A 12,560-nucleotide genomic window follows, 5' to 3' on the forward strand; every position below is an offset into this window, starting at 1 on the left:
GAGCTCCATAACCTATAATTCAAAACATGGGAACTTTTAAAATTGAAGGAGGAAAACCTCTTAAAGGAAATGTTCAACCACAAGGTGCTAAAAATGAAGCATTACAAGTTTTATGCCCTGTACTTTTAACTTCTGAAAAAGTACGCATAACGAATATACCTGACATCATTGATGTCAACAAACTAATTTCTTTATTAGGTAACTTAGGTGTTAAAATCCAAAAGAATGGCCCTGGAGATTATACTTTTCAAGCAGACGAAGTCAACATAAATTATTTAAAAACAGAAACTTTCAAAAAAGAAGGAGGTAGTCTTCGTGGCTCTATTATGATTATTGGTCCTTTATTAGCTCGTTTTGGTTGTGGTTATATTCCAAAACCAGGAGGAGACAAAATTGGACGCCGCCGTTTAGATACACATTTTGAAGGTTTTATAAATTTGGGTGCAAAATTCCGATACGAAAGAGCCGATCATTTTTATGGAGTAGAAATAGATGGACGACTAAAAGGAACTTATATGCTTTTAGACGAGGCATCTGTTACGGGCACAGCTAACATTGTAATGGCTGCTGTACTAGCAGAAGGAACTACAACAATATACAATGCAGCATGTGAACCTTATTTACAACAGTTATGCAAAATGCTGAACGCAATGGGTGCTAAAATTAGCGGTATTGGCTCAAACTTATTAACTATTGAAGGAGTAGAATCATTAGGAGGTTGTGAACATCGCATTTTACCAGACATGATTGAAATAGGCTCTTGGATAGGACTAGCCGCTATGACAAGAAGTGAAATTACCATAAAAAATGTAAGTTGGGAAAATCTTGGTGTAATTCCTAATGTATTTAGAAAATTAGGTATTTCCATCGAGAAAAAAGGAGACGATATTTACATTCCTGCTCATACTGAAGGATACGAAATTAAAACAGATATTGATGGTTCTATCCTAACAATAGCAGACGCACCATGGCCAGGTTTTACTCCTGACCTTCTAAGTATCATATTAGTTGTAGCCACCCAAGCAAAAGGAGATGTTTTGATTCATCAAAAAATGTTTGAAAGTCGTTTATTCTTTGTTGATAAACTTATTGATATGGGAGCTAAAATAATGCTATGTGATCCTCATAGAGCTGTTGTTATGGGACATAATTTTCAATCGCAATTAAAAGCAACAACCATGAGTTCTCCTGATATTAGAGCTGGAATTTCTTTATTAATTGCTGCTTTAACAGCTAAAGGCACCAGTACCATTCAAAATATAGAGCAAATTGATCGAGGTTATGAACGTATCGATGAACGCTTAAGAGCTTTAGGCGCAAATATTATTAGAGCATAATTAATATTTAACAAAAAAGGCTGTCCAAAAAAACGACATTTCACACCTTTTCTCTATCAAACAGTAAAATTGATTACATGATTTTTTGTTAATGTATATTTTTTACTTTTTTTATTTTCCTAGGAAAACTTTTTAAATAAATGAAAAGGAGTTAAGTGAACCCATTATATCTTTTAGGACAGCCTTATAAAACTAAAATCACAAACTAAACATCTTTTTTTTTGGAAACTTATATTATTATTATACTTTGTATTTCTTCTTTTCTTGCAGGACTTATTGATGCTATTGCAGGAGGAGGAGGACTCATACAGACTCCTATAGCACTTATACTACTTCCTAACCTCCCTATTTCTAACATAATAGGATCTCTAAAAGTACCTGCAATCACAGGAACTTCTATTGCGGCAGTGCATTATCTTAAAAATGTTAGCATGCACTGGAAGTCATTATTAATTATGGCTTTTTTTTCTTGCATTAGTGCATTTTTAGGTTCTTATCTACTTACACTCGTCAGTAATCATTTTATGAAACCATTGCTTTTTTTTATTTTATTTATCTTAGCAATTTACACTTTTATAAAAAAAGACTTTGGTACTCATCAACCTAAAAACATTTCTAAAAATCATTTTCTATACTTTGGTTGTATCATTAGTAGTATTATTGGGTTTTATGATGGCTTTATAGGTCCTGGTACAGGTAGTTTTTTGATTGTTTCTTTTATTGTCATTTTAGGGCTTGATTTTTTACACGCATCTGCACATGCCAAGTTAGTTAATATAGCTTCTAACATTGGCTCATTAAGCTTATTTATTTTAAAAGGCAAAATCATTTGGCTTATAGCAATTCCTATGGCTATTTGCAATGGTTTAGGAGGATGGCTAGGTGCTAAACTAGCTATCAACAAAGGAAATCAATTTATTAGAATTTTCTTTTTAACGGTAGTTATAGGTACTTTAATTCGACTTAGTTATGATATTTTTATAAAGTAATTTATTGTATAAATCCATTGGAAAATTTGAATTTTATTTTTTTCTAAAATTCAAATTATATCATGCCTTTTTTGGAATTCATTTAAGATTTAAACTATCCTCTTATTTAGTAAAACTTTGTAAAGCCAATTGATAACTTTGTAATCCAAAACCTAAAATTACCCCTTTTGCGTTAGGCGAAATATAGGATTGATGACGAAATTCCTCTCTTGAAAAAGTATTCGAAATATGTACTTCTATTACCGGAGTAGTAATTGCCTTTATACAATCACCTATGCCTATCGAAGTATGGGTATAAGCTCCTGCATTTAAAATTATTCCATCATAAGTAAAACCAACTTGTTGCATTTTATCTATCAACTCTCCTTCTATATTACTCTGAAAATAAGATAATTCAATAAAAGGAAAAAGCTCTTTTAATTCTATAAAAAAATCTTCGAAAGTTGCACTTCCGTATATTTCTGGCTCTCTACGTCCTAACAAATTAAGATTAGGCCCGTTTATAATACATATTTTCATTTCTTTGATTTTTTGTAAAAATAAAAAAACCATCCTAATATAGAATGGCTTAACTCTTTTTTTATATTCTATCAAAATAATACACCTAAAGAAAGTTGTCCTACACTATTTTTAATATCTGCATTTTTTCCTATTTCTGTTAAACCTAAGACGTATCTTCCTTGAATAAATAAATGATCTGTAAGCTTAACACTTACCCCTGCATTTGCACTAAAATCAAGTGTTTTTACCTCTGTTTGCCAATTTACCTTCTTAGATGCAAGCCAAGAAAACTGGGGACCTAATTCCAGACTCAATGTTTTCCCTAAATCTATTTTAGCCATAAGAGGTAATGAAATATAGCCTAGCTCTGACTTTATTTCTTGCAGTGCATAGTCATAGGAAGCCCCTTGTGTAGAATACAATAATTCTGGCTGTAAGTTAAAACCTCCTAAAACTTTAATTTGAGCAATTAAACCTGCGTGGTAACTGGTTATTGCTTTTGTTTGCAACGTACTGCTTTTAAAATTAGCATAATTTGCACCTGCTTTAACACCTAATCTCATTAATTGCGCCTTTCCTGTAAAGGTCATAAAGAACAAAAGCAATACTAAAAATGATTCCTTTTTCATATATCTATATAATTTAAAATTAAAACTTTCTTTTGTTTAGTTAGGATCTACAAAATATTTAAACAAATCTTATCTAAAAAACAAATTCATATATTAAAACGAAGATTTTGCATTTTTAGTGTAAATTCTGACATTTATAATTTGCATAATGTATCTTTTTTTATCTAAATTCGCAAAAAAAATTAAATTAACTAAAATGAAAAATTTTTTATTGACTGCTGCTGCAGTTTTTACTTTCGGTTTTGCTAATGCGCAAGAATCTTTCAAACCTGTTAAAGGTACTTTAACAACAGAAGTAGGTGTTACAGGAGGTATTTTAAATACTAGATTTGACGCTATTAATGGAGCTGCTAAATTCAGATATTTCATAAAAGATGATTTAGCTGTTAGAGCTGGTTTAGGTTTAGGTAGCAACAAAAAAGAGGAAAACACTATTACAAACCAAAATTCCCCTTTAGAATACACAACAACTAAAGTAGCTAGAACTACAAACAGAGTTATCACATTAGGAGCTGAAAAGCATTTTGCAGGAACAGATCGTTTATCAACTTATGTAGGAGCTGATATCGTTTTTGGTTTTACTGGAGCAGAGGTTAAAACAACACAATCAAACAACAACAATTCTACAACAGTAGTTGGTTCCGTTAACGATCTTGGAATAAGTGGCGTTGGTTCTTCTACTTTTGGTGTTAGAGCTACAGTAGGTGCTGATTATTATTTTACTAAAAAATTATATCTTGGAGTAGAGGTTGGATTAGGTTACAATTCTGGAAAACAAGATGCTGTTGAAACTACAATCGTAAATGGAATCGATACTACAGTAACGAAGTCTGGTGAAGGAAAAGTTTCAAACACATACACTAATGCAATTGGTGGTTTAAAATTAGGTTTCCAATTCTAATTTTTAAAAAAATAAGAAAAATAAAACCTCGGATAATTCCGAGGTTTTATTTTATAAATAATAACTTAGTCTTATGAATTGGCAAACCCTTTTAAAAGATTACCAACATTATTTAAAACTAGAAAGAGCTCTTTCTAAAAATTCCATTGAAAACTACACAATGGATATAGAAAAATTAATACAATACCTCAACTCAAACAATTTAAACCACTCCCCTACAAACATCAAGGAGGAAGTTATTCAAGATTTTATATACCACATTTCTAGCAGTATAAACCCAAGAAGCCAAGCTCGTTTAATTTCTGGATTGAAAAGTTTTTTTGGATATCTTATTTTCGAAAATTACAGACAAGACAATCCCTTAGAACTAATAGAGAGTCCTAAATTAGGAAGAAAATTACCCGACATACTTAGTATTGAAAATATAGATAATTTAATTAATGCTATTGATCTGTCTACTTCTGAAGGTGAACGAAATCGAGCTATATTGGAAACACTTTATTCTTGCGGTCTTCGAGTTTCGGAACTAACTACTTTAAAAATTTCAGATTTATTTTTTGAAGAGGGTTTCATCAAAATAACAGGAAAGGGAAACAAGCAACGTTTTGTTCCAATAAGCGATCTCACTCAGAAATACATAACTATTTATAAAAACCAAATTCGCTGCCACCTCAACATCCAAAAAGGTCATGAAGACACTTTATTTCTTAACAGAAGAGGAAAACAACTAACACGAGCGATGATTTTTACAATCATCAAGGATTTAGCAAAAAAAATAAACCTAAACAAAACAATTAGTCCACACACTTTCAGGCATTCATTTGCTACTCATTTATTAGAAAATGGTGCTGATTTACGTTCTATTCAAATTATGTTAGGACATGAAAGCATCACTACTACAGAAATTTACATGCATCTTGATCGCACTCATCTTAATCTCGTTCTTCACAAATACCACCCTAGAAGTAAATCATAATTTTTTTAAACTAAAAAAGAGTGTCTTGTTTACTTTCTTAAACTAAAACACTCTCTTTATTACTTATTGTAAGTCTTTAATTAACTCATCAAAAGAAACTCTTTTTTGTTCACCTGATTGCAGATTTTTTAAATTATATTCGTCTTTGTTCATTTCTTCTTCTCCTACTATAACGGCAAATGGAATACCTCTTTTATCTGCATATTGAAACTGTTTTCCTATTTTTACTGAATCGGGATACAACTCTACTTTTATACCGAGTTGACGTAATTTGGTTATTGTTTTCATTGAATATAAGGCTTCTTCTGAACCAAAATTTAAAAAAATGGCTTTAGAAGTACCTAATACGGCTTCAGGAAACAATCCCAATTCTTCTATTACTAGATAAATCCTATCCAAACCAAATGAAATTCCCACTCCACTCATGTTTTTAAGTCCAAAGATCCCCGTTAAATCATCATATCTTCCTCCTCCTCCTATAGATCCCATGCTCACGCCTTCAGGTGCTGAAACTTCAAATATAGCACCTGTATAATAATTTAACCCTCGTGCAAGAGTAACATCTAAATCTAATTTAGATTCTTGAAGACCTACGGCTAATACATTTTGACAAATAAATTGTAATTCCTCTATACCTTTCATCCCTTCATTAGAATTTTCTAGGAGTTTTGAAAGTTTTTCTATTTTTTCTGTTATTGTTCCTGTAAAATCAAACAATCCTTGTATTTTTTCAATTGCGACTTCCGAAATTCCTTTTTCAAGCATTTCTTTCTTAACTCCGTCTTCTCCTATTTTATCTAATTTATCTAAGGCTACGGTGAAATCAATTAATTTATCAGAAGCACCAATTACCTCTGCTATACCGGATAAAATTTTACGATTATTAACTTTTATAGTTACTCCTTTTAACCCTAAATCTGCAAAAACAGCATCGTACAACTGAACCAATTCTACTTCTTGCCATAAGGAAGTCGACCCAACCACATCTGCATCGCATTGATAAAATTCTCTAAAGCGTCCTTTTTGGGGCCTATCCGCCCTCCAAACAGGCTGTATTTGATAACGCTTAAATGGAAATTCAATTTCATTTTGATGCTGTACTACATAACGCGCAAATGGAACAGTTAGATCGTAACGAAGTGCTTTTTCTGAAATTCTACTAGTAAATTGATTCAATTCAATTAGCTGTTTTGTTGAAATCGTTTCAGCAGAATTTAATTGTAGTTCTTCAATACTAAAAGGTAATTCAATTTTTTTTCTATTAAAAAAATAGTTCCCTGAATTTAAAATTTTAAATATTAAACGATCTCCTTCTTCTCCATATTTCCCCATTAATGTATCTGAGTTTTCAAAAGTAGGCGTTTCTATAGGTTGAAATCCAAAACGTTCAAAATGCTTACGAATCGTCCCAAATATATAATTTCTTTTAGCTACTTCTGAAGGTGAAAAATCACGAGTCCCTTTTGGAATGGATGGTTTCATTATTTTTTATATTAAATTAAAATTATAGTTAGTTTAGCTTGCCTATACGAACAACACTTTAAAATTTTTAAAAACTAAACTATTATCTTCTGCAAATATCTTATTTTTTCAAAGAAAACTAAAATTTTGATTTTAATTGTAACATTTCAGCTCATGAGGATACTTATGTAGATATGATAGCATTAGTAAAAGAAAATATTAAAATTGCTCTAAGTTCTATCCGTACTCAAATTTTACGGACAACATTAACAGTTTTAATCATTGCTATCGGCATTATGGCTCTTGTAGGGATACTTACCGTCGTATCTGCTTTAAGTAACACTATTACTAAAGATTTTGCTTCTATGGGGGCTAATACTTTTTCTATTAGTCAATATAAAGATGATATTAAAAGACATAAAAAAGGCAAGCAGCGCGAAAAAATAAACCCTATCATCACTTATTCACAAGCACAAACATTTAAAGAAAAATATAAATTCCCCCTTACTTATACTTCTATTTCCTTTATTGCTACACCTACAGCAGAGATAAAATATGAAAATAAAAAAACAGATCCAGAAGTAAGTGTATTAGGCGTAGATGAAAACTATATTACAAATACTGGTTTCGAAATTGTAAAAGGAAGAAATTTTTCAGGATTTGATATCATCAACAATCATCCTGTATGTCTATTGGGTGCCGACTTTGAAAAAAAGCTTTTAGCCAATATGAATCCGTTAGATAAAACGATCAGTATACGAGGTGCCAAATTTAAGGTTATTGGTATTTTAAAAGAAAAAGGATCTAGTTTTGGTAATAATCAAGATTTAAGAGTACTCATTCCATTACCTGTAGCCCGATCTCTTTTTAGCTCTCCTAATATCAACTACACGACTAGTGTAATGACTACTCGAAAAGATTTTTTAGAGGTTGCCATAGAAAATGCTATCTTAAAAATGCGTATTATAAGAAAATTAAAACCGATAGAAGACGATAATTTTGGGATCACTAGAAGTGATGATTTAATTCGGAGAATTATTGAAATCACTTCTTATCTTGATATTTCAGCTTGGATTATAGGCATTATAACTTTATTCGGATCCTCTATAGCTCTTATGAATATTATGTTAGTTTCCGTAACAGAAAGAACTCGGGAAATAGGAACTCGAAAAGCTTTAGGTGCTAAAAGGAGCACTATAGCATTTCAATTTTTTATGGAAACACTCATAATTGGGCAATTAGGTGGGATTCTTGGTACACTAAGTGGCATCCTAATCGGCTACGGCTTTGCTACCTTATTAGAATTTGACTTTGTAATTCCTTGGATCGCTATTATTTCTGCATTTATTATATGCTTTATAGTGGCTATCATTTCAGGTTCTTATCCTGCTTTAAAAGCATCAAAACTAGATCCTATAGAGGCGTTACGATATGAATAAAATTCATTTTAAATTAAAAAAATGATGCTTTTTGCCCTAATAACATCCTATCATTTCCATATAAATCTTTACGTAAATTAATATTTTCAAATTGTAACTCTTCCATAAGTGCCATCATATCTTTTCCTAAATATTGATTAATTTCAAAAAAAAGGCATCCTTTTTCATTTAAACTTATTAAAGCTAATTGGGCAATTTTTCTATAAAAAATTAATGCGTCTTCATCCTTTACAAATAGTGCCAAATGGGGTTCGTAATTTAATACATTTTTCTTTATTTCTACTTTTTCGGAATTTCGAACATAGGGTGGATTAGAAACTATTATATCAAATGTGAAGTCTAATTTTTCTAGAGTTAATACATCTTGATGAATAAACTCAATTGCTACATTATTTCTTCTAGCATTTCTCCTTGCTACTTCAAGTACTTTCAACGAAACATCCATTGCGTATACTTCAGCCATTGGAATATTTTTTGCTAATGAAATAGCAATACATCCTGTTCCTGTTCCTATATCTAAAATTCTGATTTTCGCATCTTTTTTAACAATTGATACCTTCTGAATGATCCAGTTAACTAATTCTTCTGTTTCAGGTCTAGGGATTAATGTATGTTCATTAACATAAAAAGACATGCCAAAAAAATCAGTTTCTCCCAAAATATATTGTATGGGTTTTTCTTGCTTTAATTGACCTAATACCGTTTCCCATTGCAATAATTGTAAGGCATCTAATTCGAGATAAGGATTCAAAGCAAAATCAATTCTTTTCATACCATGAAAAGCCTCTAACAACAGACAAAAAAAGCTTTCTATTTCTTTTTCATCATACGTTTTTAATAATTCCTCTACAAATTGTATCTTATATTCTTTCAGCAGCATATTACCTTATCATTTTTCTTTATTATAATTCTTTTAACATCCAAATAGGACAAGCAGAATGCCCCGTACTTCCCATAGGTTTGGACAAATATTTAAATCCTGATTTCAAATATAAATTTTGAGCTTTATCCATAGTAGGTAAAGTTTCTAAATAACATTTTTGAAATCCTATTTCTCTTGCTTTATTGAGACAAACATCCATCATCTGAGCCCCCCACCCTTTTCCTCTAACAGAAGACAAAAAATACATTTTTTGCAATTCACATATCTCAAAACTAGCATTTTGCAAAGGGGCTATGCCTGCACAACCTACTATTTTTCCTGAAAGTTCTAATACAAAATAGGCTGATTGTTTCTTTTGATAAGTTTCAAACATAGCATCTAATTGCGGATCTTCGTAAGCAGTGCCTTTTTTAGGCACTTGATATTCATCTAAAACAGTTCGAATTAGAGCCGCAATATCTATATTATCTTCTTTTTTTATTAATCGGATCATATCTCTTTATTTAAAACTAGTTTATGAAAATCTAAAATCCTATTTACTTTTTATATTTCAGGAATCAATTTCTTATTTTTGTGTGGTGAAGATACATCAAAAATATATATCCCGCTGTATAGAATTAGCTAAAAATGGATTAGGGACTACTTATCCTAACCCTTTAGTAGGAAGTGTAATTGTACACAATGACTTAATTATAGGTGAAGGTTGGCATCAGCAATCAGGTGAAGCTCATGCAGAAGTTAACGCTATAAATTCCGTAAGGAATAAAAACTTATTGGTCAACTCTACCATTTATGTGAGTCTTGAACCCTGTAGTCATTTTGGAAAAACCCCTCCATGTGCTGATCTAATAATTAAACATAAAATTCCCAAAGTAATTATAGGCACTCAAGATCCTTTTGCTAAAGTATGCGGAGCTGGTATAAAAAAGCTTAAAGAAGCAGGCTGTGAAGTAATCATAGGTGTACTAGAAAAAGAATGCCAAGAATTAAACAAACGTTTTTTTACTTTTCACCAAAAAAAACGTCCTTATATCATTTTAAAATGGGCAGAAACAGCAGATGGTTTAATCGCACCTCATCATAAGGATATCCAGAAGCCTGTATGGATTAGCAACTCATACAGTAGACAATTAACTCACAAATGGAGAACAGAGGAGCAAGCCATATTAATAGGAACCCAAACGGTTCTTGATGATAATCCCCACCTTACAGCTAGGGACTGGCAAGGAACGAACCCTATAAGAATAGTTTTAGATAAAAAAAAGAAAATTTCAAAAGAAAACATTATATTTGATAAATCAGCTCCAACCTTCATTTTAGATGAAACTGTTTTAAATCATAGTAAAAATTCCGTCTCTTCTATAATTGAGTGGCTCTATCAAAATCAAATTCAATCCATCATAATTGAAGGAGGAAGCCGTACATTACAACATTTCATAGATCACAATTATTGGGATGAAGCCCGTGTTTTTAGAGGAACAAACACCTTTTTAAAAGGTATTATAGCTCCTTCTGTATCTAGTAAAAAAGTAAAAAGAAAAAAAATATTGAATGATGAACTTTTAATTTTTTCAAATTATGATCAATAACATTATTTTCGATTTCGGCAATGTTTTTATGAATTTGGATAAAAATGCCTCTCTAGAAGCTCTTAAACAATTAGGGCTTTCAGAATGGGATGAGCATTTTGAGCAGATTAATCAGGAATTTGAAAAGGGCAAAATATCAGAAGTTCTTTTTATGATTGAACTAAAAAAAAGAATACCTAATGCTTCTGTAGAAGATATACGCACTGCTTGGAATGCCGCTATAAAAGATTTTCCTCTTTCTCGACTTGAATTTCTGCAAAAATTATCCCATAAATACAAACTCTATCTTTTAAGTAATATAGACGAAATACACATTGTTAAATTTGAACATCATGTGGGAATGACTTTTGCCAGAGCATTTTATCAATGTTTTGAAAAAGTATATTTTTCTTCCGAAATAGGTTTTCGTAAACCCGAAATAGAAGCTTTTCAATTTATACTAAAAAAACATGAATTAGCCCCAAAAAGAACTTTATTTGTAGATGATGAAAAACAAAATACTGAAATAGCTTCTTCACTAGGTATGCACGTATGGCATTTACAAATAGAGAAAGAAGATATAACAGCCCTACTTTCAAAAAAGGAAATCCCTTTTTAATTCATTTTTATTTTAACTTCAAAAACAATAATTTTGCACTAAAATTATCACTTTTGAATACAGAAGACACTTACATAACTCTTAAAGAAGCTTCTCCTGAAGTTCTATACAAAGAAAAAAACAGTAAATTTTATGGTTATGCTTTTCCTGTTGCTAATGAAGAGGAAATCAAAACATATTTAGAACAACTAAAAAAGAAGCATTATGCCGCACGACATTGGTGTTATGCTTGGCAACTAGGCACAATTCAAAAACATTACCGTGCAAACGATGATGGCGAACCCAACAACAGCGCAGGAATGCCTATATACGGTCAGATCCAATCATTTAAACTAACCAATGTACTTGTTATTGTAATTCGTTATTTTGGTGGTATCAAATTAGGTGTTGGAGGATTAGTTTCTGCCTATAGAGAAAGTGCTAAGATGGCATTAGAAGCTTCTTCCTTGGTAGAAAAAACAATTAATATTCAATATAAAATAAATTTCGACTATAAAAACATGAATAAAGTCATGAGAATTATAAAGGAAAAGGATATAAATATTATTGCTCAAAAAATGGAAGAAACTTGTGAACTAATTATTTCGATTCGACAAAAGAATGCCGAAATGATTTTCGGCATTTTTTCCGCTATTTTTGAAGTATCAATAAGTGAACTTTAAGAAAACTTCAACAACTCTTCTAAATACTCTGGAGGCGTTATAGGTTTACCTGATTTAGCATCTACAAAAACTAAGATAGTATTAGCTGTTGTTAATAACTCTTCTGATTCATTATAAATTTCATAATCAAATTCTAGTTTTACAGAAGTCTGACTTTTAAAAATGGTTCTAATAGTCAGTAAATCGTCATAACGCGCTGGTTTTTTATAATTCATACTTAATGACACTAGGGGCAGCATTACTCCTGTTTCTTCCATCCACTTATAGGAAACCCCTAGACTTCTAAGCCATTCAACTCGCCCCATTTCAAAATATTGTGCATAATTACCGTGGTAAACCACCCCCATCTGATCTGTTTCAGCATAACGAACACGCACTTGAATATCCATTTTTTTCATACTATTTATCTTACTTTTTTATGTTTTATTTAAAGTTAAAATTTAGTTCTTACAATAAAATTTCTACAAAATCAAGATCAAAAAAATTTTTTTTAAAGAATTTTATCAACCATCTTTGCTATCCCGATTGACCCTAAATCTTGGCCTAAATTTTGTCAAGTAAAACCTTAAAAATTAACACAATAAGAATGCACACA

The 12,560-nt window shown here is 31.1% G+C and carries 14 protein-coding genes; 8 read left to right on the plus strand and 6 right to left on the minus strand.

Translation table 11 applies throughout. From position 1 onward, the window contains the following. Nucleotides 1-26 precede the first annotated feature (26 nt). Both murA and NAB20_RS14730 read left to right on the plus strand, forming a co-directional pair. Nucleotides 27-1,337: a UDP-N-acetylglucosamine 1-carboxyvinyltransferase gene (gene murA / locus NAB20_RS14725; RefSeq protein ID WP_105195828.1), complete on the plus strand. Its 1,311-nt coding sequence runs from the start codon at nt 27-29 to the stop codon at nt 1,335-1,337. 221 nt (nt 1,338-1,558) lie between these two features. Further along, nucleotides 1,559-2,326, plus strand: a complete 768-nt coding sequence (locus tag NAB20_RS14730; protein ID WP_088393443.1) for a TSUP family transporter — start codon at nt 1,559-1,561, stop codon at nt 2,324-2,326. Nucleotides 2,327-2,428: 102 nt separating this feature from the next. Here the strand turns inward: NAB20_RS14730 and aroQ are convergent, their stop codons facing one another. Continuing rightward, complete coding sequence (gene aroQ / locus NAB20_RS14735) at nt 2,429-2,845, minus strand: type II 3-dehydroquinate dehydratase (RefSeq protein ID WP_105195918.1); 417 nt, start codon at nt 2,843-2,845, stop codon at nt 2,429-2,431. A gap of 71 nt (nt 2,846-2,916) precedes the next feature. Beyond that, nucleotides 2,917-3,456 (minus strand): porin family protein, encoded by a 540-nt coding sequence (locus NAB20_RS14740; protein WP_088392121.1) that lies wholly within the window; start codon nt 3,454-3,456, stop codon nt 2,917-2,919. Nucleotides 3,457-3,652: 196 nt separating this feature from the next. Here NAB20_RS14740 and NAB20_RS14745 point away from each other — a divergent pair, with 196 nt between their 5' ends. After that, a complete protein-coding gene (locus NAB20_RS14745; RefSeq protein WP_375605295.1) occupies nt 3,653-4,357 on the plus strand; it encodes a hypothetical protein in 705 nt (234 codons plus the stop codon). Between the two features lie 73 nt (nt 4,358-4,430). Continuing rightward, nucleotides 4,431-5,333, plus strand: a complete 903-nt coding sequence (gene xerD, locus NAB20_RS14750) for a site-specific tyrosine recombinase XerD (protein WP_127823743.1) — start codon at nt 4,431-4,433, stop codon at nt 5,331-5,333. Nucleotides 5,334-5,396: 63 nt separating this feature from the next. On the opposite strand, the gene hisS is transcribed toward xerD, so the two are convergent. Beyond that, a complete protein-coding gene (gene hisS / locus NAB20_RS14755; RefSeq protein ID WP_235877524.1) occupies nt 5,397-6,815 on the minus strand; it encodes a histidine--tRNA ligase in 1,419 nt (472 codons plus the stop codon). A gap of 173 nt (nt 6,816-6,988) precedes the next feature. Here hisS and NAB20_RS14760 point away from each other — a divergent pair, with 173 nt between their 5' ends. After that, nucleotides 6,989-8,233, plus strand: a complete 1,245-nt coding sequence (locus NAB20_RS14760; RefSeq protein WP_105195824.1) for an ABC transporter permease — start codon at nt 6,989-6,991, stop codon at nt 8,231-8,233. 13 nt (nt 8,234-8,246) lie between these two features. Here the strand turns inward: NAB20_RS14760 and prmC are convergent, their stop codons facing one another. After that, on the minus strand, nt 8,247-9,113 hold the full coding sequence (gene prmC / locus NAB20_RS14765) for a peptide chain release factor N(5)-glutamine methyltransferase (protein WP_375605296.1): 867 nt from the start codon (nt 9,111-9,113) through the stop codon (nt 8,247-8,249). Nucleotides 9,114-9,135: 22 nt separating this feature from the next. Then, the gene (locus NAB20_RS14770; RefSeq protein WP_105195822.1) at nt 9,136-9,609 is read right to left on the minus strand and encodes a GNAT family N-acetyltransferase; all 474 of its coding nucleotides are present in this window, start codon (nt 9,607-9,609) and stop codon (nt 9,136-9,138) included. An 85-nt stretch (nt 9,610-9,694) separates the two neighbouring features. Between NAB20_RS14770 and ribD the strand changes: the two genes are divergently transcribed. Genes ribD through NAB20_RS14785 form a run of 3 tightly spaced genes read left to right on the plus strand, consistent with a single transcriptional unit; the run spans nt 9,695 to nt 11,965 of the window. Further along, nucleotides 9,695-10,705 (plus strand): bifunctional diaminohydroxyphosphoribosylaminopyrimidine deaminase/5-amino-6-(5-phosphoribosylamino)uracil reductase RibD, encoded by a 1,011-nt coding sequence (gene ribD / locus NAB20_RS14775; protein WP_088392157.1) that lies wholly within the window; start codon nt 9,695-9,697, stop codon nt 10,703-10,705. Beyond that, the gene (locus NAB20_RS14780) at nt 10,695-11,303 is read left to right on the plus strand and encodes an HAD family phosphatase (protein WP_127823745.1); all 609 of its coding nucleotides are present in this window, start codon (nt 10,695-10,697) and stop codon (nt 11,301-11,303) included. The genes ribD and NAB20_RS14780 overlap by 11 nt, the downstream gene beginning before the upstream one ends. Nucleotides 11,304-11,356: 53 nt before the next feature. After that, a complete protein-coding gene (locus tag NAB20_RS14785) occupies nt 11,357-11,965 on the plus strand; it encodes a YigZ family protein (protein WP_240668989.1) in 609 nt (202 codons plus the stop codon). On the opposite strand, the gene NAB20_RS14790 is transcribed toward NAB20_RS14785, so the two are convergent. After that, on the minus strand, nt 11,962-12,363 hold the full coding sequence (locus tag NAB20_RS14790) for a thioesterase family protein (RefSeq protein ID WP_105195820.1): 402 nt from the start codon (nt 12,361-12,363) through the stop codon (nt 11,962-11,964). The genes NAB20_RS14785 and NAB20_RS14790 overlap by 4 nt on opposite strands. Nucleotides 12,364-12,560: the final 197 nt, after the last annotated feature.

Source organism: Flavobacterium davisii, from assembly GCF_042182265.1.
GTDB classification, from domain to species: domain Bacteria; phylum Bacteroidota; class Bacteroidia; order Flavobacteriales; family Flavobacteriaceae; genus Flavobacterium; species Flavobacterium davisii.

Coding starts and splice junctions, on each gene's coding strand:
- murA (WP_105195828.1), top strand. CDS start 27: ATGGGAACTTTTAAAATTGAAGGAGGAAAACCTCTTAAAGGAAATGTT.
- aroQ (WP_105195918.1), bottom strand. CDS start 2,845: ATGAAAATATGTATTATAAACGGGCCTAATCTTAATTTGTTAGGACGT.
- NAB20_RS14740 (WP_088392121.1), bottom strand. CDS start 3,456: ATGAAAAAGGAATCATTTTTAGTATTGCTTTTGTTCTTTATGACCTTT.
- NAB20_RS14745 (WP_375605295.1), top strand. CDS start 3,653: ATGAAAAATTTTTTATTGACTGCTGCTGCAGTTTTTACTTTCGGTTTT.
- xerD (WP_127823743.1), top strand. CDS start 4,431: ATGAATTGGCAAACCCTTTTAAAAGATTACCAACATTATTTAAAACTA.
- hisS (WP_235877524.1), bottom strand. CDS start 6,815: ATGAAACCATCCATTCCAAAAGGGACTCGTGATTTTTCACCTTCAGAA.
- NAB20_RS14760 (WP_105195824.1), top strand. CDS start 6,989: ATGATAGCATTAGTAAAAGAAAATATTAAAATTGCTCTAAGTTCTATC.
- prmC (WP_375605296.1), bottom strand. CDS start 9,113: ATGCTGCTGAAAGAATATAAGATACAATTTGTAGAGGAATTATTAAAA.
- NAB20_RS14770 (WP_105195822.1), bottom strand. CDS start 9,609: ATGATCCGATTAATAAAAAAAGAAGATAATATAGATATTGCGGCTCTA.
- NAB20_RS14780 (WP_127823745.1), top strand. CDS start 10,695: ATGATCAATAACATTATTTTCGATTTCGGCAATGTTTTTATGAATTTG.
- NAB20_RS14790 (WP_105195820.1), bottom strand. CDS start 12,363: ATGAAAAAAATGGATATTCAAGTGCGTGTTCGTTATGCTGAAACAGAT.